This window comes from Pseudoalteromonas sp. bablab_jr010, from assembly GCF_016464105.1.
In the GTDB taxonomy this organism is placed as follows: Bacteria; Pseudomonadota; Gammaproteobacteria; order Enterobacterales; family Alteromonadaceae; genus Pseudoalteromonas; species Pseudoalteromonas simplex.
Genome location: NZ_JACDWV010000070.1, coordinates 98,537 through 125,108, shown reverse-complemented (window position 1 = coordinate 125,108; position 26,572 = coordinate 98,537). Strand labels below are relative to the sequence as shown.

Below are 26,572 nucleotides of genomic sequence, written 5' to 3'. Positions count from 1 at the left end.
AGCGACAGAATTAGTAGAGTAACAATATGAAACGTATGCTAATCAATGCGACGCAGCAAGAAGAAATGCGCGTTGCACTGGTTGATGGCCAGCGCCTGTATGATTTAGACATAGAGAGCCCAGGTCACGAACAAAAAAAAGCAAATATTTACAAGGGTAAAATTACCCGTATCGAACCGTCATTAGAAGCTGCCTTTGTTGATTATGGCGCTGAAAGACACGGTTTCCTTCCTCTTAAAGAAATAGCTCGCACCTACTTCCCACAAGGCTATACATTCCAAGGTCGTCCAAATATCCGTGACGTGATCAAAGAAGGCCAAGAAGTCATTGTGCAAGTTGATAAAGAAGAGCGTGGCCAAAAAGGCGCTGCGTTAACGACTTTTATCAGCGTTGCAGGTAGCTATTTAGTACTTATGCCTAACAACCCTCGTGCCGGTGGTATTTCTCGCCGTATCGAAGGTGATGAGCGTACTGAACTTAAAGAAGCACTAAGCCGTTTAGAACTACCTAAAGGCATGGGCTTAATTGTTCGTACAGCAGGTGTTGGTAAATCATTTGAAGAACTAGAGTACGACTTAAAAGCACTATTAGTGCATTGGCAAGCGATTCAGCAAGCTGCTGATAGCGGCCCTGCTCCGTTCTTAATTCACCAAGAAAGTAACGTAATTTTCCGCGCAATCCGTGACTATTTACGTCGTGACATTGGTGAAATTTTAATTGATAAAGCACGTGTATTTGAAGAAGCGAAAGCGCATATTGAGCGTTTCCGTCCAGATTTCATGAGCCGCGTTAAGCTTTATCAGGGCGATGTACCACTATTCACTCACTACCAAATTGAAAGCCAAATTGAATCTGCTTTCCAACGTGAAGTTCGCTTACCATCAGGTGGTTCAATTGTAATTGACCCAACTGAAGCACTTACGTCTATCGATATCAACTCATCTAAAGCCACTAAAGGCGGTGATATCGAAGAAACAGCACTTAATACTAACTTAGAAGCAGCAGACGAGATTGCCCGTCAATTACGTTTACGTGACTTAGGTGGTCTTATTGTTATCGACTTCATCGATATGACACCACCACGCCACCAACGCGAAGTAGAGAATCGTTTAAAAGACGCTGCTCGTCCTGACCGTGCCCGTGTTCAGATTGGTAAGATCTCACGCTTTGGTCTGCTTGAAATGTCGCGTCAGCGCTTACGCCCTTCATTAGGTGAAGCAAGCCAAGGTCCATGTCCTCGTTGTAATGGTCAAGGTACGATTCGTTCTAACGAATCAATTGCACTGTCTATCCTTCGTTTAATCGAAGAAGAAGCAATTAAAGACAACACATCACAAGTAAATGCACAAGTGCCTGTGGCTGTTGCCGCTTACCTATTAAACGAAAAACGTCGTAGCGTGCAACGCATCGAAAAACGCCATAACGTTGATGTTGTGATCATTCCTAATCAACACATGGAAACGCCACATTACGAAGTAGTTCGCTTACGTAAAGACGAAACAATCGAAACAGTAAGCTACGAGCAAGTTGTTGCTCCTGAGCCAGAAGCATTTGAAATGGCTAAAGCGCCTTCAGCACCAGTTCGTGAAGAGCCGGTTCTTAAAGGTGTTGTTATGCCTACTACACCTGCACCTCAAGCTGCACCAAAAGCTGAGCAAACAACGCCTGCGGCTAAAAAGTCAGAAGGTGGATTATTTGCTGCAATTGGTAAGTTCTTCAAGTCGTTATTCAGCAATGCCGAAGAAGAAGCTGAAAAAGAGCAAGAAGAGAAAAAAGCAGCACAAAGACGTAGCAATAATCGTCGCAACAACGACAACCGTCGTCGTAGCAACAACCAACGCCGTCGCAACTCTCGTAATAAACGCCCTGACGATGCACAAGCTAAAGAAGAAAACACAAATACTTCAAATAAGCCTGAGCAAAAAGAAGGTAACGAGAATCGCAACAAACGTCGTCGTAATTCTAACAACAGAAAACGTAATGAAAAACGTAATGATGATGTAGAACAAACGAATAAAGACACTGCACCAGAGGCGAAATCTGAGCAACCAAAGGAAACTAAACCTAAGGTTCGTCGTCAACGTCGCAACTTACGCAAAAAAGTTCGCGTAACAGATGAAAGCGCAGATGAAGCAAAAGCAGTACAAACTACTGAAACAACTGAGCAAGCACCTAAAGTTGAAAAACCAACTAAGCCTGCAAAAGAAAAAGTAGCAGTTGAAACTGAACAAGCAGAACAGCCTGTTGCTGAAAAGCAAGTACCTGCAGAACCAGTAAAAGCTGACGCTGAACCTAAACAAGCAGAGCAAACTGAATCGGTAGTTGAAACATCAACTGATGAAGAACAAGCTCAACCTCGTACACGATCTCGTCGTTCACCTCGCCACTTACGTGCTGCTGGTCAACGTCGCCGTCGCCCTGAGCATGATGAAAAGTCGAGTGATGACAAAGCTGATGCGCCAGCATTTATTCCTGTAGCAGATCAAGCTGCTGCTGAATATGAAGCTGAGCTAAAGGCAAAACAGGCTCAGGCTGAAACTGAAGAGCCTGTTAAAACTGAAGAGCCTGTTAAAACTGAAGAGCCAGTTAAAACTGAAGAACCAGTTAAAACTGAAGAACCAGTGAAAGCTGAGGAACCAGTGAAAGCTGAAGAACCAGTTAAAACTGAAGAACCAGTTAAAACTGAAGAACCAGTTAAAGCTGAAGAACCAGTGAAAACTGAAGAACCAGTTAAAGCTGAAGAACCAGTTAAAGCTGAAGAACCAGTGAAAGCTGAAGAACCAGTGAAAACTGAAGAACCAGTTAAAGCTGAAGAACCAGTTAAAGCTGAAGAGCCAGTTAAAACTGAAGAACCAGTGAAAGCTGAAGAGCCAGTGCAAGCTGAAGAGTCAGTTAAAACTGAAGAACCAGTGAAAGCTGAGGAACCAGTGAAAGCTGAAGAGCCAGCACAAGCTGAAAAGTCAGTGAAAGCTGTAGAACCTGCTAAAAATGAAAAAACTATTTTAGTAAAAGGTTCAGCAAGCGCTGCAATGGCAAAACCTACGCCAGTTGCAGATAGTGAGCCAGAGCCAACACCAGCGGCTATGGCGCATGACAAGCGTACAGCTATTCCAGATAGCGGCCTTCGTGCAGGTTCAATTAAACCTGCTGGCAGAGCCCGTGCTGATATGGCAAAAACCTTAGCGGCTGATTAATTTAGTCACTTAATAAAAAAGCCGCGTTTATAACGCGGCTTTTTTGTGTGTATTTTTCTTATAAAGCAATATCTTGTGTACCTAGGTGATTGGCATAGCCACCTACAAGAACCTTATAAACACCCTGCTCATCCGAATAAACACTGGCAGAAATATGTGAACTGCATCCCATTGCTCGGCCTTGTTCAAACTTGAAATGGTTTTCTTGCTGTACTAATACGTGTTTTGATAAGTAGCATGCAAGCGCGCCACTGGCGCTACCGGTTGCTGACTCTTCGGGTATACCAACCAAAGGCGCAAAGTTACGACAACTTGCGGTCAGCTCACTTTGCTCTTCACATAATTCAAAGGCATGCACACCAATCACATTATGCTGTTGGCAGATCTCGCTAAGCGCTGCCTCATCAATAACAATTTTATCTAAGTAGCCATTCGGCACAGCGACTATAATATCCGGCAATCCTGTAGTTATTACATCGATCGGCAAGCCAGTTTCTGCAAGAGTCGTTTCATCAAGCCCTAATAAGCCTGCAAGGTCGTCATAAGCAAAGTTGCCTAGGTATTTTGGCAAGGCTTGCTCCATGGTAATTTGCCCATCTTCGGCAATTGTTACACCTAACAAGCCCGCTTTTGTTCGTTGAGTGTAATAGCCAGGTTTTAATAACCCTTGTTCGAAGAGCGTAGCAAACACAGCTAGGGTTGCGTGGCCACAAAAATCAACTTCTTCAGTTGTCGTAAAAAATGACACAGCAAAGTCAACTTCATGATCTTGCGCCACAAATGCGGTTTCTGAAAAGCCAATTTCTTTTGCAATCGTCAGTTTTTCTGCGTTTGTGAGTTTATCTGCATTCAAAACGACACCTGCTGGGTTCCCGCCTGTATTATTTGCACTAAAGGAGTTAACTAAAAATGCGGTTATTGTCATTATTGTGTGCCTTGGTTTAAATTAAATTCAAAAAACAACATGCCATTTTCCTTAGATGCTTGCTCTTCAAAAGCCAACTTTTTTAAAAGCTTAATTGATGGTGTATTTGACTCGTCAACACCTGCGATGAGCTTATGCCAGTGTGACTGAGTGCTAGCCAGATTGATAAAACCCTGCAATAACTCAAATGCAAGACCCCGCCCCCAATATTGCTCAGCTAACAAATAACCTATATGAGCATCTTGGTTTTCGGTATAGATAAATAAAAGCCCAACAACATCTTGATGTTGAGATTGCACCATTAGTAAACGGCACTCGTTAAGCATGTTAGCCAACCACTTTTCGGCAGCAGCTATAGAATCTATCCCCTGAAAATAACTCGGTAAATTCTCAACTACAGCAGGTGTTAATATCGCTGGTAAGGCAATCGTTAATTGATGATGCTCAACCATTGACGAGCTTGCGTTTATTTCAATCACATTTAACCTTTTCGTAGTGAAAGATAAACTCATTTTTCATCACCTAGTAAAAGCAATAGTAAAATAACTTATTACATAGACCATTTATTTGAAACAACTAAGATTGCAACACTAACGCTTATTACAGCAAATAAAAGACCTATAAGCAGTTGCCGATATGCAATGAAAATTGAAAATCCAATAGCAGCACCGATAAAAAAATAGCCCAGTATTAGCTTTGTTACGTTTAATAACAGTCGTGTCCCTCATCTGTTACCTCATCCTTGATGTTTCTTCTAATTTTTACTGTTTCGGTAAGTCAGGGTCGAGCTTCCCGCCTTCGTTGATATAAAGGCTGTCCTTTATCAATTCCGACAAGTACTCAGCATAGCGTTTTAACTCAGGATCAGTCACCGATTTCAATGCTGTTTCCAAATCGTCTAAGTAACCTACATTTTTATTTTGCTCTGCAAACTGCTTTGAGTAGTTCGTCGCCAAATAAAGATATTCAAGTCGTTTATATCCATTTAAATCTCCATTAAGGGCATGTTGAATATCTTTAAATGCTCTAGCTCGATAATTATTTGCCTTATCAAGGTTCCCTAAAGACTGCTGCCAACGAGCAAGGATCCTTAGCAACTTATTTTTAAAAAATTCATCTTTTTCGCGAAGTGCGTAAGTTTGCTCGAGCAAAGCTAACTTTTGCTCAAGAGTTGGCTTCGAAATGTGTTGAGACGCAAGAAATTCCGTTATTCTCTCAATTTCTGCAGGTTTAAGTTCGTCAAAATCACCAATTAAAGCTATAAAACCCGATGTCTCGCAAAACCAAATGCCATTTCTATCCGTATGCGGCCAAAACACCTGATCATATTTTGATGGCCAACTGTAAATATAACCACCATAGCTTGCAGGCTCTGCAACCTTGCATTTTGCATCCTTAACTATTGGGTCATCTACTTCTAACTCTCCCCAAGTTGTTGAGTTAGCAAAAGACGATAAAACCAAAAAAGCCACCGATAACTGTTTTTTCATAAAAACTCCCTTATAAACACCTTTAAAGATTTGATAAGTAGTTACACCTTCACGATATTCACTAAAACGTTTCAAAATCAGTTAAGGGGTTATAATTGTCATTTTAATTTTCAGCTGTTTGGTTTTGTGGATGAGTTACCACTTGTCTGAGGCCTCCGGAGGGCATGCATTTTTTATCTCTGCCACAAGCTTTCTTTGCTGAGCAGTCGGTTCACCTTCAACAATCGCTACCTCATCGACGAGATAACAAATTGAAGCTGCTTGCTCTTTTGTTACTTTATCTAAGCATCGCTCAATTACTTTGTGAGGTTTATCGTAAACGTCGCTAGTATGCCCTAATAAATGCGTACTTGAGCGTAATAAATCAGTTGCTTCTTTCATAGTTAAATGAAATTCGCTGTTAAAAAGTGATAAGATTTTTTCTTTTTGTTCTTTACTCATTTCACCGTCTATTTTGGCTACTGCGACCATATATAACGCAGCTACATCCATGGGTGAATCTAACTTAAATGCAGGATTTAAATCATGGTGTTTCCTGAATTTACGACGTCGGTACCAGCTAAAAGGATTCAACCAACCAATATCTATCCCCCCTTCTTGAAGTCGATTCAGTAACACCAAAATGGTCACTACAATACCTAAAACACCTAATACAACATGCATAATTTTTCCTTATTTTTATTGCAGTCTATTGTTATTTATATTTTTTAAATTCTTCAGCCGTAAAATTACTTTTAAATGTAAAAGCATAGGGTGTGTCGCCGTTATCTCGCAGATATTGCAACCTTTCTAATGCCTCTTGAGGTGTTGGAATATGCTTATCTTCAACCCACCATAAAACATAGCTATCTTCTGCTAAGCGGTGAAACCATTCACCTTTTCTGCGCATGAAATCTCTGTGGTGAGTGCGAAACATAAAATTTTTTAGATCTTCAACGCTTTCCCACACAGACATATTGATTATCATATTTGGATCATCAAACAATTTAATATTGGTGGCATCGCCTGATTTGTCTTTTAATCGCCATACAAAACCAACACTGTTTTCAGCCACCCCATTTATTAAATCAAGATTATCTACAAAATCTTTTATTTCTGGGGCATCCAATGGGTATTTAGCAAGAGCAATATTTAGTTGGGCAAGTTTCATTAATGACTCTCCTTAGCCATCGGGGAAGTGTGTACCTTGAGTGTATTAAAACTAAGCGATATAGCAATAGCAACGTCATTGATATTAGTTAAATTCACCTTGCACAATTGCTTATAAATAAAAAAGCCCAGCAAGTGCTGGGCTATAAAACGAGTATTTATAATCTTATCGCTTAAAACTTAGAGCTTTAAGCTTGAGCCAAATTAACCTTCGTCTTGCTCCATAAAGCGCTGAAGCTGGTCTTTAAGATTAGGTGGAATACCTTTAATTACCAGTGTATCGGTTGCTTCGTTATACATGACGCGCTCACCTAAGTGCTTACGTTCAAAGCTCACGCTAACACCGCCGCCCATGCCAGAGAACTTCACCATGCTAGTGACTGTTTTCTTATCAACAGGGAACGACTCTTCTAAGTCATAACTTTGCTCTTGGCAGAAGCTTTCAAATGGACTGTCGTCATTTTTCGATAAGGTTGCAGAAAGCTCTTTAACGCTGGCATCTTCACCTGTGGTTACGCAATCATTACAGTAATCAAAAACTTGCTTACGTAGCTCATCTTTTTCTGACTTGTCGTATTGTTGCTCAGATAAATAATCTTCTACAGCACTAAGCATAACTTGGCTTTGCTGTTTAGGATCAATGCCCTCTTCGCAGCCTAAAAAGTCTAAAAAGAAATCAGCTACTTTACGACCTGCACGACCTTTAATAAACGACACATAGCGATTATCTTCTGGTTGCGTATCCCACGCAGTTAAATCGACACGTGCAGCTAGTTGCATACGCGAAATATCTAAGTGACGAGATGACGCTAAATCAAGCTCAGAAGTAATTGAGTAATGCTCTTTAATATTGATCATCGCAATTAACAAGAAGTCACTTGCAACATATTGATAATGGCAAAAAACTAAATAACCCGTTTCGTTAAAGGCATACTTATTTAACTCTTCTTTTAGCACATTCGTTGCTTGCTCTGTCATGTGCCAAAAGCCAAGTTCGTCGTTACGGTAACTTTGCATTGCCGAAGCAACAATGCTGTTTTTCTCGCCGCTGAATGCACAGTAGCCTTTACCTGGCTTACCATTATATGCATGGTGTAGCTGCTCTATAAAAACGGCTACTTTATCGTTAACAACCATCTCATCATTGCGTAAATGAATATCTGTATCGTCATCTTTTTTGTCTACATAATGAACGACTAATTTTTTAACATCTATTGTCATCTTTGTTTTTCACGCCTCTGGTGTTAAAATACGGGAATATAACTCTTTTTATCGAACCAACTGATGCCTATCATATCAAAATATTCTAATGAGCAAGTAGAACAAATCGTTGATCAGCTGATTGATGTACTAACAGAGCACAAAGCGCCTGTTGATTTAAGCCTTATGTGTTTAGGAAATTCTATCACGCATATTTTAAAAGAGCATGTACCATCAGAGAAAAGACAAGCTGTTGCCGACAACTTTGCAAAAGCATTAGCACAGTCGGTTAAATAAGATTTATGAATTTATCGCAACAAAGTCAGTTTTCTTCAAAAGTAAGTCAGCTTTTAAGTTGGGGCCATTGGTTCACCTTTGCAAACATAGGGTTAGTGCTATTTATTAGCTTAAGCTACTTGGTTGCAGACAGTGCACCGACAACCTTCATGGGCTATTTATACATGCTCGTGACCTGGTTAAGCCACACCAGCTTTATTACTTTTATTGCCTTTGTTTTAACGATATTTCCATTAAGCTTAGTGTTTCCATACCCTCGGCATATCCGAGGGATGGCAGCCATTATTGCAACCCTCGGCGCGTCATTCTTAACACTTGATGCCTATGTTTATTTTAACTTGGGTTATCACTTAAATACGTCTGCTCTACCTGAAATCGTTTCTTTGTTGTGGCACCGTTTAACAAGCTCACCGGCATTAACAACGATTCTTGCAGGCGGTATTGTGCTGCTAATTTTAGCGTTCCAATTATTAGTCAGTAACTACACCTGGCACCATTTGGCACGCTTAAAACAATATAAGTTCCCGCGCTATGCAACCAGCACAATTTTAGTGTGTTTTGCACTTAGCCACAGTATTCATATTTGGGCAGATGCCAATTTAAAATTTGATATCACTAAACAAGATAATGTATTGCCGTTGTCTTACCCTACTACAGCAAAAAGCTTATTAGCTAAAAACGATTTGCTTGATTTAGAAAGCTACAAAGAAGCGCACGATGTGAGGCTTGACCCACATAATATCGATTACTTAGCACCTACTCCACTTGCCGAGTGTAAAGCTGAGTCGAGTGCGACTATCGATATTTTAGTATTTGAAAATAATGCTGACCTTGAGCAATTTGTTGCCACTGAGCCAGCACTACGTAAAACAGACTTGTTCTTACAACCTGTAGAAACAGAAGATACGTTATTTAGTTTAGTGTATGGCCTGCCAGCATTTTACAAAGCCCCTATTCTAGACAAACAGCAACTGCCTGTGTGGCTTGCGGATAATCGCTCAATTCAAATTAATGGTTTTGAGCAATTCGAGTTTATTAATAACGACGACCAAAACCCAGCGGTTCGCCTTGTACGCGCAGACGCTACAACACAAGCGCGTGAATCTGCTAATGCCGTGTTTGCCTTTAGTCTTGCACAGCAGAGCAATGGTATTGTTACAGCCTCTCGCTTATACAGCTCAGATAAAAAAGTTGTACAAACCGAAGGCCTTATTCAACCAAGTGATATTATCGCCACCAGCGTAGGCCATTATTTAGGTTGCAAAACCCTAGCTAAACAAAGCATGTTGGGCAGTAACTTATACAAACGCCATGACGACACGGGTGTTAACTACTCGCAAAATGTGTTCATCGCATTTAAAAAAGACAGAATTACCCTGATTGATTCAGACGGTAATTTTAAAAACATTTCAGCAGCACAAGGCTTTGCCATTGAACAAGGCCTAGATATTCCATTCTTAGTGCAAAGCATTAAAAAGCTGAAACGATATACGCCCTAGCGCTTATTGATAAATCATTATTTCGAGCTAGCTTTAGATATTAGACACCTTAATTGATTAGGAGACACGGACGTCATGAAAGCCATAATCATTTATCTAATATCAATTACACTACTTTGTTTTACCAACACATCACTTGCTGCCACCACAGAATACTATAAATGTGTCACAGACAGAGGCACGGTATTCAGTGAGTTCCCCTGTGGTAGCCGTGCAACCAAGCATAAAATTCAAGTAACCGATCCAGACTTAAAAGCACCGCAAAACTTTGTTAAAGAGCTCAACGAGCTTGAGCGCCAGCAAATTATCAGAAACCTCGAAGCTGAAATTCGCAGCTATAAACACCGGTTAGATATTTTAAGCCGTGATCGAGACCGAGCTCAGTACCAGCAAGAGCAGCGCTTAAACCGAATTTTGTCTGATAAAGAAGCGAAGCAAATTAATAAAGACATTAAAAAACAGCTAAAAGCAATTAACAAGCAATACGGGCGCGACGTAAAAAACGTTAATAAAAAACTCGCAAAACTTGAGAAAAAACTCGCTCGCTATAATTAAATACACTTTACTATTGGGTTTGAAGAATAAATAACATATTCTTAACACCAATAGAGTTATTGCTCTATGTTGGTATTAGTAAGGAGTTTATATGCAGCCACAACACATTGCAGAGTTAATTTTATCTGGGTTTCGCAATCACTATAAACTCTTTCAAGCAATTACAGCCAAAGCACCACTTGCGTTTGCACATCGTGATTGGCAAAAAATAAATGAGATTAGCAAACTCAGAATTAGCCATTACGATGATCGGGTTAACGAAACCATTGCTAAGCTCAAGTCGCTCAACGAACAGCAAATTATTACCTTAGATCAAACCTGCTGGCTCGAAACCAAACAGCTTTATCAGCAATTTTTGCGCTTTCACCCTCAGGCAGAACTTGCCGAAACCTTTTACAACTCTGTTTTTTGTCGTTTATTTCATCGTCGTTATTTTAATAATGACTTCATCTTTGTAAAAGCGACGCTTGCAGATGCCCCCGCACTTCCAATGGAAGTTGAATACCGCAGTTACCACCCTGTTGTTGATGGCTTAAGACCCACGATACGCAAAATTATTAATCAGTTTGATTTTAAAGCGCCCTTTGTTGATTTAGAACGCGATATTCGCTTGCTGGTAAAAGCCTTTTATAAACAAGCGCCCGATACACATCACCAAGCATGGCAAATGCGCTTTGATATACTGCAAGCCCCGTTTTACCGAAACAAAGCGGCTTATATTGTTGGCCGCGTGGTATCAGAAAGTGGCGTACAGCCATTTATTATTGCGGTGTTACACCATGAAGACAAAGGGTTATACCTCGATGCCCTACTCACCAAATCATCGCAAATGCGGGTTATCTTTGGTTTTGCCCGTGCTTATTTTATGGTTGAAACCCATGCACCATCAGCGTTAGTACGCTTTTTAAATCAACTTATGCCAAACAAGACCCTGGCAGAGCTTTACAATGCAATAGGCTTTCATAAACAAGGTAAGACCGAGTTTTACCGAGAGTTTTTAAGTCATTTAGATCATTCAAACGATCAGCTTGTAATTGCCCCTGGTACACCTGGTATGGTGATGATGGTATTTACCCTGCCGTCGTTTGGATATGTGTTTAAAGTCATTAAAGACACCTTTGGTGAAAGCAAACCCTTTGGCCGCGATACCGTATTAAAACGCTATCAATTAGTAAAAAGCCATGACCGTGTTGGCCGCATGGCCGATACCATAGAGTATTCGAACGTCGTATTTCCACTAGCCCGATTTGATAGTAAATTACTTGCAGAGCTACGTAAAACCATTGGTTCTTCGATGATTATTGAAGGCGAATGGTTAATCATCAAGCATTTGTATATAGAAAGACGCATGACACCGTTAAATCTGTATCTTGAAAATGCCAGTGAACAACAAGCGTTTGAGGCGATAGAAGAATATGGCCAAGCATTAAAAGAAATGATCGCCGTAAATATTTTCCCAGGCGACATGCTGTTGAAAAACTTTGGGGTGAGTAAACATAATCGCATTATTTTTTACGACTATGATGAAGTTCAGTACCTAACAGACATGAACTTTCGGGCCTTACCAAAAGCAAAGTCGTACGATGATTACTTAACCAATGAGCAAAGTTACTCTGTGGCACCACAAGATGTGTTTCCAGAGCAATTATGTACCTTTGTGACAGCAAACCCGGTGTATAAGCAATATTTATTGAGTACACACCCAGAGCTTGAAGATCCAGCCTATTGGCGACAAGCACAATACAATTATAAGCAAGGTGTAGTTAGCCACATTTATCCATACCCTGCTGCACAACGATTTATCCATTATTGGTAAACACCAAGGACACACAATGAATATAAGTAAAATAGATTTAAACTTACTTGTTTACCTAGATACTTTACTAAGGGAGTGTAATGTAACTAAAGCTGCTAACCAGCTAAGCATTACGCAGCCTGCCATGAGTAATGGCCTAAAAAGACTCCGTAATTTATTCAACGACCCTATTTTAGTGCGTACCAGCGAAGGTATGGTACCTACAGAGCGCGCAAAAGAGCTACAGCCGGTGATCCGCGGCATTTTAATGACCCTTGAAGAAACACTTGCCCCAAATCGCGAGTTTGAAGCATCACAAAGTAAGCGTGTTTTTCGTATCATGGCCAGTGACTATGCAGCAAGTACCCTTGCTCCTCGCTTATTAAGTAAATTACACGAAGAAGCGCCCGATACAACACTCGATATTTTGACCCCAAGTGATGTAACCTTCCACGACGTTGAAAACGGTAAGGTAGATATGGCTATCAACCGCTTTGAAAACTTACCGCAATCGTTTCACTACAAACAAATTTGGAAAGACAGCTTTTGCTGCTTAGTAAAAGCAGATAACCCGATTATCAAAGACTTCAGCCTCGACAGCTATTTAAAAGCCCGCCATATCTGGGTAAGTAAAACAGGCTTTGGTGTAGGTGTGGGTATGGACCCTAAAGATGTGCAAAAGCTAGGTTGGGTTGATGAGGCGCTCGCTCACTTTGGTAAACACCGTAATATTGCCACCTTTACCCGTAACTACCATGTAGCCATTCACTTAGCGAAAGAACAAAACTTGGTTGCTACATTACCATCAAAAGCCGCAAATATTTATTTAGATGATCCGGGCCTTAAAATTCTTGAGCCGCCATTCCCTATTCCGCCATTTGAGCTCGATATGATTTGGAGCCCGCTATTACACCGTGATGCAAGCCATATTTGGTTACGCCAAAAGGTTGCAGAAGTAGCCGACGAGCTTAAGTAAGATTTTACCAACCAGATTGTAATTATTGCTGATAAGCAAGATGTTAGCTTAGCTTATCAGCAGTCCCCCCTTCTTTTAAAAACCAATAACCACTTGAAATACAATAACTTTATATTTTAGTAATGAACTGGAATATGCTTTGCAAGTATCTAATTGCATTGTTTTTAATATTCAAAAAGAGGTCATTATGAATACTCATCAAGGACAAGACGTTCATCATATTGCAGATATCATCCAAGTTATGAATAGCGGTATCGATTTTTATGAAAAAGCACAGGAAAAAGTAACCGACCCAAGCATAATTGCCTTATTTCAACGCATGATAGATGCGCGTAAAGTAAGTGTTGAGCGCTTACAACCTTATGCTATTAACGAAAATGGCGAGCGCGAAAATGGTTCTGATTTTGCTGTAGAAGCGCGTAAAGCTTATACATCAGTAATCACCAAACTCGGTGCCGACAAAAACGCTACCTACGTTAGCGAGCTTGAAGAAGTTGAAGATAAAACGCTAGCCGAAATCAAACATGCGCTTAAAAAGCCACAACCCCATGATTGTGAAGCCGCGTTATCAAAAACCCTGCTGACGATTCAAAGTTGTCATGCTGAAATGAGTAAAATGAAAAAGCATTAAATTGTGAGAGTGCAAAGCCCAGCAAAGCTGGGCTTTTATCTGTTTAGATATACTGTTTATTATATCTAAATTAAACTTCTTGGTTGTAACTTCATTTGACAGACAACTTAGAACTAATCCACCATCCAGCCAAAGTTCGGCTAAGGTCCAATAGCTGACATAAGACATAACTAGTTATTGCCCTTTTAGTGTTTCGCATGACTGAACTAGCTTTGGTTGGTACTTGCCTGTTGGCTTAATTTTAGTAATACTGAAAATGTCTATTGCTTTAGAGGTATACCAACAACTTGCTTCTATCAAGAACTACAGAAGGATATGAATAAATTGGCAAGGAATAATAACCAGCTCGCTTTGGCTGATGTTTTAAGGGAGTTTGAAGAAAACGGCACTACCTTTACCGCTGAGATGGTAGCCCAACGCACCGCGTATAGTAAAAACTCCATCAACAAGTACATTAATGAGAAGTTGCTTAATAAGTACATTTTTCATGCTGGTTCACGTGCCAAATACCGAATTGAAGGAATAAGCGCCTTATCAAATGACGAGTTCCTTGCCGTAATGAGTCAGTCAGCGAAAACTAAGCAAAAAAAACCGGAAGAGCAGTTTCACGACAAGCTGGTTAGTCGGAGTCTCGATGCGTTTACTTTAGCGCTGGAGGTATATAACCGACCAAGTATGAAAAACCGTGTTGAGGCCTTCGCAATCATGATGGTCAATGCTTGGGAACTGTTACTTAAAGCAGAAATACTCAAGGCTGAAGGGTATGAAAAAATTTTTAATGATGGGGATAGAAGTATATCCATTTCAGATGCGGTTAAAAGGAGGCTGCAAGAAAAAGATCCTGTCAGAATCAATTTAGAGACGATTATTGATTTACGTGACCACGCCATCCATCTGCTGATACCAGAATTACAGCCACAATTGTCCCGGCTTTTTCAAGCAACCGTTCTGAACTATCAAACACGTTATAGACATGAAATGGGTAATGCCCCTCTTGCTGGGCAAAGTGTGGGTATGCTGAGTTTGGTTGTAGATGGCCCCGCTCCAGAAGTAGCATTAATTCAAAAGTTGTATGGTAAGCATGCTGCTCAATCAGTATCGAAATTCATTAAACGCTTTGACGAAACATCGAAGACGGTTGATTCTACAGAGTTCTCAATCCCAGTTGACTACAGGCTTGCGCTTGTTAAGCGGGAAGATGAAAGCGATCTGTCACTTAGTGTGGGTGATGCCGGTGAAGGGGCTATTATAATCACGAAGACTAAAGATCCAGATGCTACACACCCCTACCATACGAAAGAGACCCTTGACGAAATAAATAAACGGCAGGCAACCATTTCAATCAAGAGTGGTGCTTTTCAGGCCGTGCTGAATAAACACAAAATTAATTATCAGACAAAGTCTGATATGCGTTGGGTGATTGATGGGAGACCTCGCTATTCTGAAAAATTCATCCGATGGTTTGTGGACAATTTAAAGCAACCCAAGTGGCTGGAATCAGCTAAGGAATTTAGACGCAACCAACTTAGGAACAAGCGCTGATATGTCAGAAATAAAGTTTGATAGTGAGACTCTTGACGGATGCCTATTCATCGGTGTTGTGTACGACTTATACCAACCGCTCTGCTTTCAAGATTTTGAATTTGGAACAGCTCCTTCCGACGTAAACTACGTTTTACACGTCCATCACAGGGCAAATGCCCTGAACGATACATTTAAGTCACTTGAAACAATCTATCAATTATTGTCATTGACGAATCTTCCGGTTGAAACACCACTTGGAAATATTTCACGTTACAACTGGGTGCGTTCGATTCTAGATGTCATGTTAGGTAGAGTAACATCGATTAGGGATTGCGTATTTCTATTGATTGAATCGGTTTGTGAGGTTGGCCTATCTCCGCGTAAGGTATCCAGAAAAACGTTAATTAGGAATGAAAAAATAATAACTAACAATAGGTTAATAGAACTAATAGATGAAGTGGCTGAAGCGGGCAAACATTTACGAGAGGAAAGAGATAGACTTTTTCACCGTGGAGAGAGAAGAGCTTTGGGGAGCCTCCCAGAATTTTATTATGCAGCAAGTGCAATGGAAGCTTTTGGAGTTTCAGGCAAGCATACTGGACCGGACGGCGAGGAGTTGGTTCTCGAAGCGGAACACAAAAATGTTATTACGGAGATAGAGGTCGATTTCCATCAAGTTGTAACTGTTCTGTCGGCAACGCTCACTGAAATATTTTCAAACCTTTACCCGATGTTTAAAGAGACATTTATTGGAAAAATGAAAGCCGGAGATGGTATAAGCAAAGACGCATTGGGTTTGATAGAGCGAGCGGAATACTACAACAGTAAGTTTTATCAAAACTAACCTATTGAAATAGAATTAGTTGAGTATTCACGACTATGATTGTTGCTATAAATGTCAGAGGTGCGGCAGCTTGTAAATTAACTTATTAAGCGCTTTACTGTTTCTTAAAGTAATATTTTTCGAACTATAGAGGATGAGTGGAAAAGCCACTGACTCATTTATGTCCAAAAACGAGTTAATCCGACACTATACTTCTTGCGCATATTAAACTGTCAGATTTTATTAAGGACTAAAAACAAATCTGACAAGATATGATAAAGGTTGATTATAACTAAGCTCTCCTAAAAAGCGTTTCAACTATTTAACATCAAGTTCCATTACAACACCGTCTTCATCGTCTTCTTCGGTGACCACAAAACCAAACTGAGAATAAAATTTGCGCATCATATGGTGGCCAGGCATGTAGAGTATGGTTATTTTTTTACATTCTGGAATTTCTTTCATCTCGTTAATTACTAATTCTGTTGCGATTTTACCTATACCTTGGCCTTGATATTTTACATCAACCATAAACTGAGCAATGTAAAACTCATCAGGTAGCCCTTCTTCAAGCTCTTGGTAATATTGAATAAAACCGACAACCTCATCTTCACGATATATTGCCCGATTAACATAATGGGGATAAAAGCTTGATTCAGCGATAGACTCTGAATTTAACGCTACGTAATCCTCTTGCTCTTTAGTTATTTCTAAGTGAATTACATCCAGCCAATTATCCTTCGTAACATCACGCAAAGTTACATTCATAAAATTCCCTTTATTTTTTCAGTAAATGTATAGATATGGGTAAAGTGAATAAAAACAATACATAATTGAAAAATATGACTTTAACTATATACGACAACTTTTACATTAAAATCGCTTGGTCGTTAAACCACCAAGTTTATTTGGTAATCAAATAATCGGGAGCACCGCCAAGCGATTTAGTTTTATTTATTGGCCCGTTAAACGCTTAGCAAATGAAATCGCATAGGCTGTTGAGCGTAATTTAAGTACTTTATCATCACTTGGCTTAAACCCTTTAGATAACAGATTTGGGTCATAATTAGTGAGGTCGCAACCTGACTCACCTGTCGATTCTATGGTGAGCTTTCCTAAATTAATTGTTTTGCGCTCCGCAGGCCATTGTACTGAAGGGTCAGTTAATGCATCACCGGGCTTGGCTAATTGTGCTTGAAAACGATAATGAACCTTTCCTTTCGCTAAACCCTCTTCAAGTCGCTTAGCCAGAAATGATTTAGGGAAGGTTTTCATTTGCTCTTCAGTTAGCACCTGCTCAGGCTCTTCTGGCACCATGGTCCATCTAAAGGCATGCTTAGCGCCCTTTTCATCAACCATGTAAAAGGTATGCACACCAAAATAACGCGAAGACACATACGATGCTGGCGGGTTATGGCTTTGCAGCCAATTAAATTGCCCTAAGGTACTCGGGTTTTGCTCTCTGTATGCTTTTACTTTTGCATAATCGATTTGCCCAGTTTTTTCGTCAGGTACTAAGGTACTTAGCAAACCAAAAAACGCTTCTGGGCTTTTACCTGCAAATACAGGTGTACTTAGCCCTGCAATATTGTGTACATCACCATTTTCTAGTACAAACTGCACCCCCACTCCTCGCGGCGAGCGTGATGTTTCATCAGCATGAGGGTTACCACCGCCCATAGAAAAGCGAATATTTGTTTTTGACGGTGCGTTAAATAAAGGGCTAATTGAATACTGCTTTGCTGCTTGATTAGGTGTAAATGTGCCGACAGCGCACACCCCTTTGGCGTGACCTTTTCTGATACCGGGTTGCTTACCTGACAGCTTTTCGAATAAATTAATAAAATCTTGCCCGTTTACTGATTGCTCAGCAAAACTTACTGTTGGTAAAACAAGACACATTGCACAAACTAAAGACGTAATTTTTATCATTTATCCATCCTTTAAACTTAGTTCCGACAAAAATGACCAGATAAACTTCAAAATGATTTCATCAAAGTTAATAAATATTTTTACCAACAAAAACGCTACAAATATTTAATAAACTTAGAATATTTATTTAACCACCGTTTTTTTAAAAGCTGCTAACTTTAAATTTAGGATCCGAAAAACTGCTGTGGCGCCCAGCATTTTAAAAATAATCCGTGGTATTAATCACGACTATGGCTAGTCCACTTAATCGTAAATTTTGTGGCTTAGTCAAAAACAACAAGGACCTAATTATGGTGAAACAACATAAAAAAACCACTGCAAACGCTGATGTAGATATGACTCCTATGCTCGATATTGTGTTTATCTTGCTGATATTTTTTATCGTCACAACCTCATTTGTTAAAGAGCGCGCTATTGAAGTGAACCGCCCTTTAGCAAAACCAAGTCTTGAAAACCCTAAAAAACAAGCACAATTTACTATCACTGAAAACGACAGTATTTATTTTGCAAATAGGCTTATCACACCAGAGCAGATAATCGCTAACCTTGCGTTATTTGCCGCACAGTTTGAAATGACCAATGTGCAAGTAACAGCAAGTGAGCAAAGCAGCCATAAAACCTTGGTCACCTTGCTTGATAAAATAAAACAATATCAAGATGTACCAATTGCTATCAGCACGTCTTTATAACTTATCTCAAAGGGTCATTTGACCCTTTTTTAATATTAAAAATAAAAAACCGTCACATCTTTGTAAAAAAGCCTCTCTATTATTGTCTGCAACAAATCTGGTCTAGTCCAGATTAAATTTAAAAATAAGAGGCTCAACAGATGATTAAACGACGTACACTCAGCACAGCTGTTTTTTTGTGCAGCTACCCATTTTTATCAGCGCATAGCGCTTTTGCCACTGATGCAAAAATTCAAGGCTCTATCACAGATCATAGTAATCGCTTGCCAGGTGCTTTGGTTAAAGTCGTTGGCACAAATCAATCAACGGTGACTGATTATGATGGTAAGTTTGAGCTTGCTAAATTAGATGCAGGCCACTACCAACTTGAAGTTTCGTATATGGGTTATAGCAGCCAGATTGTTGATGTTGAGATAAGCAACAATGAGGTTAAATTACTGTCTCCTATTGTGATGGATAATTCAGCTAACACCATTGAAGAAGTCGTTGCTGTTGGTCAAATTCAACGTGGTGAAATGGCTGCGGCCAATAGCCAAAAGAATGCTAAAAATATTAAAAATGTTATTTCGGCTGATGGCATCGGTAAGTTGCCAGACCGTAACGCAGCTGAAGCAGTTCAACGCATCCCTGGTGTTTCTATAGAACGCGACCAAGGCGAAGGCCGATTTGTTGCTGTTCGCGGCTTACCTGCCCAGTGGAGCTCTGCAACTATCAATGGCAACCGATTACCAACTGCAGAAGAAGAAACCACCAGCCGCGCCACTGCGTTTGACTTTTTCCCGAGTGAGCTTATTGAATTTGTAGAGGTATCAAAAGCATTAACGCCAGAGATGGAGGGAGATGCTATTGGTGGTAACGTTAACTTTATAACCAAAAAAGCACCCGATGATTTTGTATTTAATGCCAATTTAGCACTCGGTCAAAACGAACTAGCTGATGGCAATAACTACTCTGCCAACTTACTTTATGGCGATCGCATCTTAGATGACAAGTTAGGTTTTTTAATTAACGCAACAGCGTGGCAACGCGACTGGGCAACAGATAACTTTGAACCACGTCGAGGAAATGATGGTTTAGGTATTTATCGTTTAGAGCTAAGAGATTACACCGGAACTCGTGAAACTTACGGTTTAAATGGTTCTGTTGAATACCAGCTAGAACAAGGCAATGTTAGTGCTAGTGCAATGTACGGCACACTAATCGACGATGAAACGCATTATAAGCATCGTATGCGTTTTGATAAAGACAGAGCAGAGCTACAACATATTAGAAATGAGCTCATAACAGAAATGACGGGCTTTGAGTTTGCTGGTGAGCATTTTTTTGGCTACGACAAAACATTAAATTGGTCTTTATCTAGCTATGAAAACGAATTTAGGTATGGCAACACGCCTAACAGTGAAGATAACAGTTATTTTGTAGTTCGATTTGACCAAAAAAATGTCGGTTACGAAGGCCTTGAAGACAGAGATACAGGCAAAAACTACGCTTATAACACGATTGATGGTGGTTCAGATCCATGGGATCAAATCAGTACTCATCTACCAAGTGGTTTTTCGTTTGATCCAAGCCAAATGGGCTTATCGTGGGTCGAACTTTATAAAATTAAGGTGAATGAAAAAGATAAAATTGTTGCCGCTTTAGACTTTGAGTGGCAACTCAATAATGATCTTATTGTTAAAGTAGGCGCAAAGTATCGCGATAAAGAACGCGTTGCTAGGTTCAGCGATGAATTTTATGCATGGGATACTGAAAACTATGGCGCAGCCCCTACTCTGAGTGATTTTGCATTAGCCGACCAACCTGGGCGAAGTGACTATTTAAGCGAGCTTTCTTACGATTATCAAAGTCAGTTTTCGCAAGTTGCTAGTACTGATGACTTAGCGAATTTTTGGAATAACAATAAAGACAAGTTTGTCCTTGATAAAAGTGAATCTGCTTTAATCGAAAATGGTGGAGCACTTGGCAGAAACTTTGATGTTAATGAACAACATACATCTTTATATGGTATGGCTACATATACCATTAATGCTAATTGGGAAATGCTAACAGGTCTTCGTTTAACTCAAACCGACACCGAAGTTGACGGTTATATTTACCTTGCAGATGAAGATAAAGTCGAAAGCGTTAAAGCAAACAATGACTACTTGTCTGTGTTACCTGCATTGCATTTAACCTATCACCCTAACAGTCAAACCAATTATCGACTTGCATTAACTCGCTCTTTTGCTCGTCCTGACTTTGGCTCATTAACGCCAGGTGCAACTTACTTAGAAGCAGACAACGAATTAACTTCTGGTAACCCAAATTTAGAGCCGACTTATTCAAATAATGTCGACTTAATGGCTGAATACTTCTTTGACCGCTTAGGGTTAGTTTCTCTGGGGGTATTTTATAAAGATATTACCGATCCTATTTTTCAAAGTAGCTCTATAGGAGAGTTCGGCAATAACACTGGGGTTAATATTATTCGCCCTGAAAATGGCGATAGCGCATGGCTTGCAGGTCTCGAGGTCGCGTTCAATCGTGATTTAGGGTTTATTACACCTGAACTAAATAACTTTGGCATCATGGCTAATGCGACCTTCATGGATTCAGAAATGACGATTCCAGATCGCGCAGACAAAGTCTCCATTCCTCGCCAAGCAGATAGTCTCTACAACTTTACGGTGTATTACGATAATACGCATTTTGCAGCTCGATTAGCCGTTAACTTCAAAGGTGAATACATTGAAGAGCATGGCAGCAGCAAACAATTTGATAGCTATTATGGCGACAATACAAGCGTTGACTTTACCACGTCATATCAGCTTAACGAAAACGCATTAGTCTACCTCGAACTGAATAACTTAACCAACGAGCCTCTTAAATACTACCTAGGCGATGAAAGCCGTCCTCTACAAGTAGAGTACTACGGTGTACGCGGCATGGTTGGCATTAATTATCAGTTCTAATCAGTTTTTGAGTTGTATGCGGGGCCATTGCCCCGCAAAGGATACCTAATGTTTTCACACCCTAATTGGCTTAAACGTGCGCAAGGAACCGGTTTTGTGTTATTTGCAGCCAGTGCTGCATTTCTCACTTACTTTTCTATGTACGCATTTCGTAAGCCATTCACTGCAAATAGTTACACTGAATTCGACGATCCGAGTTGGCAGATAAGCTTTAAGATTGCACTGATTTTGGCGCAAGTTTTTGGCTATTTATGCGCTAAATTTATTGGCATAAAAGTTATTTCAGAGATGCAGCATCAGCAACGAGGTTTAACAATTATTGGCCTGCTTGCCGCTGCAGAAATATCGCTGGTGTTATTTGCTATCACTCCGATTGGGTTAAATGTTATTTGGCTATTTTTTAATGGCCTCTCACTAGGCATGATTTGGGGACTTGTTTTTAGCTTTCTTGAAGGAAGAAAAACCAGTGAAATTCTAGGCGCTATTTTGAGTGTCACTTTTATATTGGCATCAGGCCTTGTTCGCAGTGTAGGCAAATGGCTTATTGATACACTAAATGTACCTGAACTTTGGATGCCTGCAGCAACAGGTGCGCTATTTTTCCCGCTGCTATTGTTTAGTGTTAAATGCTTAACCCTCATTCCAGAACCAACAATAGAGGACGAACAAGCAAGACAAAAACGCTTACCTATGGATGGCAAAGCCCGTTGGCAATTTTTTAAACAGTATTGGTTTGGTATTAGCTGCCTCATTTTAAGCTTTATGCTGTTTACTGGTTTTCGTGATTTCCGTGACAATTTTGCAGCTGAAATTTGGCAAGCTCTTGGCCATGGTGAAGAACCTGCCATTTTCGCCTACGCGGGGATAAGAATGTCATTTATTGTCCTTATCGCATTAGGTGCGATGGTTTTGGTAAAAAACAACAAAACCGCATTTTATGTCAATCACGGCTTTATTTTATTCGGTGCCGCTTTGTTATTGTCGAGTACCTTTGCTTTCGAAGCTAACTTGATATCCGCAAAAGCGTGGATGGTCTTACTTGGCTCAGGTCTCTATATCAGTTACATCCCGTATAACTGTTTTCTATTTGACCGAATGATTTCTGCCGTTGGCTCTGTCGCTAATGCTGGTTTTTTAATTTATCTTGCTGATTCTGCAGGCTATCTTGGCTCTGTCAGTATTTTACTGTACAGAACATTTGCTATGCCTGAACTCAGTTGGCTTAACTTCTTTATTAACGCTTGTTACTTAGTTGGCATTGTAGCCGCCGCTTTAGTTGCATGTTCACTGTGTTATTTCACAGTACGTTTATCCCCTATTCGAACTCATCACTCAAAACAGGTTGTGACCTGAAACAATTAAAAGAGAATCTTATGAAAAACATAGAAGCTATCATTTTAGATTGGGCTGGAACTGTCGTGGATTATGGCTCAGTTGCCCCCACCACCATTTTTGTTGAAGCATTTAAACAAGCTTATGACTTTGAGATTTCACTTGCTGAAGCGCGTATTCCAATGGGTATGGGAAAATGGGATCACATTGCCACACTTGGAAAGTTAGAGTCAGTTGCTTCACGCTGGCACTCACAGTTTGGCCGAGCAATGTCAGACTCAGATATTGATCACATCTATCAAACTTTCATGCCATTGCAAAAGGCTAAAGTAGCAGACAGAGCAATGCCTATTCCTGGTGCGCTTAAAGTGATCAATCGCTTAAAACAGCAAAACATCAAAGTAGGCAGTTGTTCGGGCTACCCTCGCCAAGTTATGGAAGTGTTAGTCAGCGCCGCTGCAGACTATGGCTATCAACCGGATCATTGGGTAGCAAGTGACGACCTTAAAGCCGGTTCTCGCCCTGGCCCTTGGATGGCTCTTGAAAATGTAAATGCTTTAGGCATTAAAAAAGTTGCTAACTGTATCAAAATTGATGATTCAGCCCCCGGCATCGAAGAAGGTTTGAATGCCGGCATGTGGACAATTGGCCTCGCATTAAGCGGTAATGCGGTTGGCTTAACAGAGCAAGAGTGGCAAGCTTGTAGTGCTGAACAGAAGCAACAACTGACACGCCAAGCTTACCAAAGCTTGTACTCTGCAGGTGCACATTTCGTGGTCGACTCACTGGCCGATATTGAAGCTGTTTTAATGGAGATTGATGCAAAACTAAGCCGAGGGGAGCGCCCATAATGCAGTTTCAACCTTTTTGGTTTGATAACGCAATGCAAGAGGAAGCCAATGCGCTTCCTCTTGCATTACCTGCAAAGCATCATTGCGATGTATGTATCATAGGTGGTGGTTTTACTGGTCTTTGGACCGCAATCAAACTTAAGCAGCAACAAGCTAATTTAAAGGTTACCATCATTGAAAAAGGCTTTTGCGGGCAAGGTGCATCAGGGCGAAATGGCGGTGCAATGTTAACTTGGTCAACTAAGCTGCCCAGTTTAAGTAAGTTAGTCGGTCTCGAAAAGGCACTGTTTTTAGTCAAAGAGTCTGAGTCAGCGGTTCATCAAATTGCAGAGTTTGTTTGTCAGCACGGTATCGACTGCGATTGTCGGATTGATGGCTGTTATTACACCGCCTCAAATGAAGCACAAAAGCACTTGTTAGCCCCCGCAATAAAAATGCTTGAGGATAACAATCTTAATGCGTGGCAACACTGTGATACTCAAGCTCTTATCAATACAGGATCAGCCGCCAATATTAACGGTCATTATTCACCTCATGGTGGAAGTATTCAGCCGGCAAAATTAGTTCGTGGTTTAAAACAGGTCGCTGAAAGTTTAGGCGTTACAATTATTGAACAGTGCCAGTACACAGCACATAGCGGACAGTCCCCCCTAAATGTTGAAACAAGCCAAGGTAATATTTGTGCTAATCATCTAGTATTTGCCGTTAATGCGTGGCTCCCTACCCTAAAGCCGCAGTTTCAACGTAATATCGTGCTGGTTTCAAGCGATATGGCAATTACTAAACCGATGCCTGAAACGCTAAATCATTTAAGTCTCAATCATGGCGCTGCAATAATAGACTCCCGTATTTTTGTAAACTATTACCGAACCACTACTGATGGTCGATTAATGCTTGGCAAAGGCGGAAATTATTTTAGCTTCGCAAACAGAATGAGTGATAAATTTGAGCAGCCGAGTCGCTATCAAACGCTATTAAATAACTCTTTATCACACTTTTTCCCTAAGCATAATTTTGAAATTGATCGAACTTGGACAGGCCCTTCTGACCGAAGTGTCACTGGCTTCCCGTTTTTTGGACATTTGAATAATCAAGCAAACGTTATCTACGCCGGGGGTTATTCTGGTAATGGCGTCGTACAGTCTTTTTTAGGGGCAAATATTCTGTGTGCTTTAATTTTAAAGAATGCACCTGTTTGGCAACACTGTGGCCTTGTAAATCAAACATTAGACAACTTTGTAGTTGAGCCCTTTCGAACTGTCGGCGCTTACCTAATTCGTAATGCAATTCGTCGTAAAGAACGAGCAGAAGACAATAACACCCATGTAAATCCAATAGATACGTATCTTGCCAGCCTCATAGGCAGCGCAGGAAAAGTCGATATGAAATCGTAGAGTTTTTTAGATGGCCATTACACACCAACAAACAATTACACAGATCTGTTATTTATTTGAGCAGTTTGGTTACCAACACTATGACGAAATTTGTACTCAGTATTCTCATGCAGCCCAGTGCGCTGGGCTTGCATTGCAGCAAAAATTAAGCGCTGATACTGTCGTTGCTGCATTTTTACATGATATTGGACATTTAATCGCACAGCAGCAAAATCTCACTATGACCAAGCAAGGATATGTAAATCACTGTGAGCTTGGCGCTATTTTTTTAAAAGAAAATAACTTTAATGATGCTGTCGTTGCCATGGTTTCTCAACATGTTCAAGCTAAACGCTATTTAGTCGCAAAGAATGCAGGTTATGAGCAAACACTTTCGCCTGCCAGTACACTCACCTTGCAACAACAAGGTGGCCCTTTGTCGTTACAACAAGCTAATCAATTTTCAGCCCAGCCATTTTTTGAAGAAATTTTACAATTAAGAGAACTTGACGACTGTGCAAAAGATCCAAATATGCATATTGAACCACTTTCTTTTTGGCTAGATTACTTAGATAACTATTTAATTTCATAATCAAACGTTATAAATCCCTTTATTATCAGTTAAGCTAAAGCTGTATTTAGCAAAAAGGCACCGTATGCTTTTATATCAACAAATCAGAAATTACATACATCAATTACTAAGCGAAGGGACTCTGAACACGGGTGACAAACTCCCTTCTGAGCGTTTGTTACAAGAACAATTTAACTCGACCCGTATTACAGTCCGTGAGGCACTACTTCGTTTAGAAGCTGAAGGATTGATCTATAGCCAAACGCGCCGTGGTTGGTTTGTAACACCAACAAAACTTAAGTGGAACCCTGCCACTAAAGTAAACTTTTATGAACTTGCAAAACAACAAGGCTTTGTTGCTGATACCCAAGTGATTAGCCATCAAGAAATTAGCAATCATGATTTAAAAGCAGAATTTTCTGCATCAACTTTGCACCATTTGCAACGTGCCCGCAGCCTTGATGAGCGCTTAGTGATGTTTGAAGATATTTTTTGTGATGCTGCGCGTTTTGATGGACTTGCTGAGCACAACCTAAATGGCTCGATAACACAAATAATGGCAAATCAATACGCAACAAATGTAGTCAATGAGCAGTGCGCGATTAGTGTGACTGTCCTTCCTGACGATGTAGCACAGGTATTGCAAAAAAATAGTGGCACACCCTGTTTAAAAGTTATTCGTAAACGCTTTGATGAACTAGGCAGTTTAGTGGATTACAATGTTGAGTATTGGTTGCATAATGCTATTGAAATGACTGTAGAAGGTCACTAAGGCAATAAATGAAAAAAGGCTTTGTTAAACAAAGCCTTTA

General features: G+C 40.3%; 24 protein-coding genes. 16 read left to right on the top strand and 8 right to left on the bottom strand.

Going from position 1 to position 26,572, the window contains the following annotated elements:
• Positions 1-26: 26 nt before the first annotated feature.
• Positions 27-3,194, top strand: a complete 3,168-nt coding sequence (rne, locus tag JIG37_RS06045) for a ribonuclease E (RefSeq protein ID WP_199528956.1) — start codon at positions 27-29, stop codon at positions 3,192-3,194.
• 58 nt (positions 3,195-3,252) lie between these two features.
• Here rne and JIG37_RS06040 read toward each other — a convergent pair whose 3' ends face one another.
• From JIG37_RS06040 to yejK, 6 genes are all read right to left on the bottom strand, one after another.
• Positions 3,253-4,119 (bottom strand): PhzF family phenazine biosynthesis protein, encoded by an 867-nt coding sequence (locus JIG37_RS06040; RefSeq protein WP_199528955.1) that lies wholly within the window; start codon positions 4,117-4,119, stop codon positions 3,253-3,255.
• On the bottom strand, positions 4,119-4,631 hold the full coding sequence (locus JIG37_RS06035) for a GNAT family N-acetyltransferase (protein ID WP_199528954.1): 513 nt from the start codon (positions 4,629-4,631) through the stop codon (positions 4,119-4,121). Before JIG37_RS06035 ends, JIG37_RS06040 begins: the two co-directional genes overlap by 1 nt.
• A 249-nt stretch (positions 4,632-4,880) precedes the next feature.
• Positions 4,881-5,609: a hypothetical protein gene (locus tag JIG37_RS06030; protein WP_199528953.1), complete on the bottom strand. Its 729-nt coding sequence runs from the start codon at positions 5,607-5,609 to the stop codon at positions 4,881-4,883.
• Positions 5,610-5,744: 135 nt separating this feature from the next.
• Positions 5,745-6,272, bottom strand: coding sequence for a TerB family tellurite resistance protein (locus JIG37_RS06025; protein WP_199528952.1), 528 nt, complete (start codon positions 6,270-6,272; stop codon positions 5,745-5,747).
• A 31-nt stretch (positions 6,273-6,303) separates the two neighbouring features.
• Positions 6,304-6,759 carry a DUF3291 domain-containing protein gene (locus JIG37_RS06020; protein WP_199528951.1) on the bottom strand — a complete coding sequence of 152 codons (456 nt, stop codon included), beginning with the start codon at positions 6,757-6,759 and terminating at the stop codon, positions 6,304-6,306.
• Between the two features lie 203 nt (positions 6,760-6,962).
• Positions 6,963-7,979: a nucleoid-associated protein YejK gene (gene yejK, locus JIG37_RS06015; protein WP_187490658.1), complete on the bottom strand. Its 1,017-nt coding sequence runs from the start codon at positions 7,977-7,979 to the stop codon at positions 6,963-6,965.
• A 63-nt stretch (positions 7,980-8,042) separates the two neighbouring features.
• Here yejK and JIG37_RS06010 point away from each other — a divergent pair, with 63 nt between their 5' ends.
• From JIG37_RS06010 to JIG37_RS05975, 8 genes are all read left to right on the top strand, one after another.
• The gene (locus JIG37_RS06010; protein ID WP_036967930.1) at positions 8,043-8,255 is read left to right on the top strand and encodes a DUF1414 domain-containing protein; all 213 of its coding nucleotides are present in this window, start codon (positions 8,043-8,045) and stop codon (positions 8,253-8,255) included.
• 5 nt (positions 8,256-8,260) lie between these two features.
• Positions 8,261-9,754, top strand: a complete 1,494-nt coding sequence (locus JIG37_RS06005; RefSeq protein WP_054561351.1) for a DUF3413 domain-containing protein — start codon at positions 8,261-8,263, stop codon at positions 9,752-9,754.
• 75 nt (positions 9,755-9,829) lie between these two features.
• Positions 9,830-10,309 carry a DUF4124 domain-containing protein gene (locus tag JIG37_RS06000; protein ID WP_199528950.1) on the top strand — a complete coding sequence of 160 codons (480 nt, stop codon included), beginning with the start codon at positions 9,830-9,832 and terminating at the stop codon, positions 10,307-10,309.
• Positions 10,310-10,400: 91 nt separating this feature from the next.
• Positions 10,401-12,125 (top strand): bifunctional isocitrate dehydrogenase kinase/phosphatase, encoded by a 1,725-nt coding sequence (gene aceK, locus JIG37_RS05995; protein WP_199528949.1) that lies wholly within the window; start codon positions 10,401-10,403, stop codon positions 12,123-12,125.
• Positions 12,126-12,141: 16 nt separating this feature from the next.
• Positions 12,142-13,080: a LysR family transcriptional regulator gene (locus JIG37_RS05990; RefSeq protein WP_054554698.1), complete on the top strand. Its 939-nt coding sequence runs from the start codon at positions 12,142-12,144 to the stop codon at positions 13,078-13,080.
• 187 nt (positions 13,081-13,267) lie between these two features.
• Positions 13,268-13,711, top strand: coding sequence for a PA2169 family four-helix-bundle protein (locus tag JIG37_RS05985; RefSeq protein WP_058584881.1), 444 nt, complete (start codon positions 13,268-13,270; stop codon positions 13,709-13,711).
• 315 nt (positions 13,712-14,026) lie between these two features.
• Positions 14,027-15,253: a DUF3644 domain-containing protein gene (locus JIG37_RS05980; protein ID WP_199528948.1), complete on the top strand. Its 1,227-nt coding sequence runs from the start codon at positions 14,027-14,029 to the stop codon at positions 15,251-15,253.
• Position 15,254: 1 nt separating this feature from the next.
• Complete coding sequence (locus JIG37_RS05975; protein WP_199528947.1) at positions 15,255-16,079, top strand: Cthe_2314 family HEPN domain-containing protein; 825 nt, start codon at positions 15,255-15,257, stop codon at positions 16,077-16,079.
• A gap of 297 nt (positions 16,080-16,376) precedes the next feature.
• On the opposite strand, the gene JIG37_RS05970 is transcribed toward JIG37_RS05975, so the two are convergent.
• Together JIG37_RS05970 and JIG37_RS05965 are read right to left on the bottom strand one after the other, a co-directional pair.
• Complete coding sequence (locus JIG37_RS05970) at positions 16,377-16,826, bottom strand: GNAT family N-acetyltransferase (protein WP_054553078.1); 450 nt, start codon at positions 16,824-16,826, stop codon at positions 16,377-16,379.
• Positions 16,827-17,012: 186 nt separating this feature from the next.
• Positions 17,013-17,990: a catalase family peroxidase gene (locus JIG37_RS05965; RefSeq protein ID WP_199528946.1), complete on the bottom strand. Its 978-nt coding sequence runs from the start codon at positions 17,988-17,990 to the stop codon at positions 17,013-17,015.
• A gap of 290 nt (positions 17,991-18,280) precedes the next feature.
• Here JIG37_RS05965 and JIG37_RS05960 point away from each other — a divergent pair, with 290 nt between their 5' ends.
• The 7 genes from JIG37_RS05960 to JIG37_RS05930 all read left to right on the top strand — a co-directional run bounded on the left by JIG37_RS05960 (position 18,281) and on the right by JIG37_RS05930 (position 26,532).
• Positions 18,281-18,679: a biopolymer transporter ExbD gene (locus JIG37_RS05960; RefSeq protein WP_054553076.1), complete on the top strand. Its 399-nt coding sequence runs from the start codon at positions 18,281-18,283 to the stop codon at positions 18,677-18,679.
• 140 nt (positions 18,680-18,819) lie between these two features.
• Positions 18,820-21,633 carry a TonB-dependent receptor gene (locus tag JIG37_RS05955; protein ID WP_199528945.1) on the top strand — a complete coding sequence of 938 codons (2,814 nt, stop codon included), beginning with the start codon at positions 18,820-18,822 and terminating at the stop codon, positions 21,631-21,633.
• Positions 21,634-21,681: 48 nt separating this feature from the next.
• On the top strand, positions 21,682-22,986 hold the full coding sequence (locus tag JIG37_RS05950) for a DUF5690 family protein (RefSeq protein ID WP_199528944.1): 1,305 nt from the start codon (positions 21,682-21,684) through the stop codon (positions 22,984-22,986).
• A 20-nt stretch (positions 22,987-23,006) separates the two neighbouring features.
• A complete protein-coding gene (gene phnX / locus JIG37_RS05945) occupies positions 23,007-23,816 on the top strand; it encodes a phosphonoacetaldehyde hydrolase (protein WP_199528943.1) in 810 nt (269 codons plus the stop codon).
• On the top strand, positions 23,816-25,210 hold the full coding sequence (locus JIG37_RS05940; RefSeq protein WP_199528942.1) for an FAD-dependent oxidoreductase: 1,395 nt from the start codon (positions 23,816-23,818) through the stop codon (positions 25,208-25,210). The genes phnX and JIG37_RS05940 overlap by 1 nt, the downstream gene beginning before the upstream one ends.
• 10 nt (positions 25,211-25,220) lie before the next feature.
• Positions 25,221-25,781 (top strand): HD domain-containing protein, encoded by a 561-nt coding sequence (locus tag JIG37_RS05935; RefSeq protein ID WP_199528941.1) that lies wholly within the window; start codon positions 25,221-25,223, stop codon positions 25,779-25,781.
• Positions 25,782-25,845: 64 nt separating this feature from the next.
• Positions 25,846-26,532, top strand: a complete 687-nt coding sequence (locus JIG37_RS05930) for a UTRA domain-containing protein (RefSeq protein ID WP_166339323.1) — start codon at positions 25,846-25,848, stop codon at positions 26,530-26,532.
• Positions 26,533-26,572 lie beyond the last annotated feature (40 nt).

Excerpts from the sequence above, each read along its gene's own strand:
- rne (WP_199528956.1), top strand. The coding sequence starts at position 27 with ATGAAACGTATGCTAATCAATGCGACGCAGCAAGAAGAAATGCGCGTT.
- JIG37_RS06040 (WP_199528955.1), bottom strand. The coding sequence starts at position 4,119 with ATGACAATAACCGCATTTTTAGTTAACTCCTTTAGTGCAAATAATACA.
- JIG37_RS06035 (WP_199528954.1), bottom strand. The coding sequence starts at position 4,631 with ATGAGTTTATCTTTCACTACGAAAAGGTTAAATGTGATTGAAATAAAC.
- JIG37_RS06030 (WP_199528953.1), bottom strand. The coding sequence starts at position 5,609 with ATGAAAAAACAGTTATCGGTGGCTTTTTTGGTTTTATCGTCTTTTGCT.
- JIG37_RS06025 (WP_199528952.1), bottom strand. The coding sequence starts at position 6,272 with ATGCATGTTGTATTAGGTGTTTTAGGTATTGTAGTGACCATTTTGGTG.
- JIG37_RS06020 (WP_199528951.1), bottom strand. The coding sequence starts at position 6,759 with ATGAAACTTGCCCAACTAAATATTGCTCTTGCTAAATACCCATTGGAT.
- yejK (WP_187490658.1), bottom strand. The coding sequence starts at position 7,979 with ATGACAATAGATGTTAAAAAATTAGTCGTTCATTATGTAGACAAAAAA.
- JIG37_RS06010 (WP_036967930.1), top strand. The coding sequence starts at position 8,043 with ATGCCTATCATATCAAAATATTCTAATGAGCAAGTAGAACAAATCGTT.
- JIG37_RS06005 (WP_054561351.1), top strand. The coding sequence starts at position 8,261 with ATGAATTTATCGCAACAAAGTCAGTTTTCTTCAAAAGTAAGTCAGCTT.
- JIG37_RS06000 (WP_199528950.1), top strand. The coding sequence starts at position 9,830 with ATGAAAGCCATAATCATTTATCTAATATCAATTACACTACTTTGTTTT.
- aceK (WP_199528949.1), top strand. The coding sequence starts at position 10,401 with ATGCAGCCACAACACATTGCAGAGTTAATTTTATCTGGGTTTCGCAAT.
- JIG37_RS05990 (WP_054554698.1), top strand. The coding sequence starts at position 12,142 with ATGAATATAAGTAAAATAGATTTAAACTTACTTGTTTACCTAGATACT.
- JIG37_RS05985 (WP_058584881.1), top strand. The coding sequence starts at position 13,268 with ATGAATACTCATCAAGGACAAGACGTTCATCATATTGCAGATATCATC.
- JIG37_RS05980 (WP_199528948.1), top strand. The coding sequence starts at position 14,027 with ATGAATAAATTGGCAAGGAATAATAACCAGCTCGCTTTGGCTGATGTT.
- JIG37_RS05975 (WP_199528947.1), top strand. The coding sequence starts at position 15,255 with ATGTCAGAAATAAAGTTTGATAGTGAGACTCTTGACGGATGCCTATTC.
- JIG37_RS05970 (WP_054553078.1), bottom strand. The coding sequence starts at position 16,826 with ATGAATGTAACTTTGCGTGATGTTACGAAGGATAATTGGCTGGATGTA.
- JIG37_RS05965 (WP_199528946.1), bottom strand. The coding sequence starts at position 17,990 with ATGATAAAAATTACGTCTTTAGTTTGTGCAATGTGTCTTGTTTTACCA.
- JIG37_RS05960 (WP_054553076.1), top strand. The coding sequence starts at position 18,281 with ATGGTGAAACAACATAAAAAAACCACTGCAAACGCTGATGTAGATATG.
- JIG37_RS05955 (WP_199528945.1), top strand. The coding sequence starts at position 18,820 with ATGATTAAACGACGTACACTCAGCACAGCTGTTTTTTTGTGCAGCTAC.
- JIG37_RS05950 (WP_199528944.1), top strand. The coding sequence starts at position 21,682 with ATGTTTTCACACCCTAATTGGCTTAAACGTGCGCAAGGAACCGGTTTT.
- phnX (WP_199528943.1), top strand. The coding sequence starts at position 23,007 with ATGAAAAACATAGAAGCTATCATTTTAGATTGGGCTGGAACTGTCGTG.
- JIG37_RS05940 (WP_199528942.1), top strand. The coding sequence starts at position 23,816 with ATGCAGTTTCAACCTTTTTGGTTTGATAACGCAATGCAAGAGGAAGCC.
- JIG37_RS05935 (WP_199528941.1), top strand. The coding sequence starts at position 25,221 with ATGGCCATTACACACCAACAAACAATTACACAGATCTGTTATTTATTT.
- JIG37_RS05930 (WP_166339323.1), top strand. The coding sequence starts at position 25,846 with ATGCTTTTATATCAACAAATCAGAAATTACATACATCAATTACTAAGC.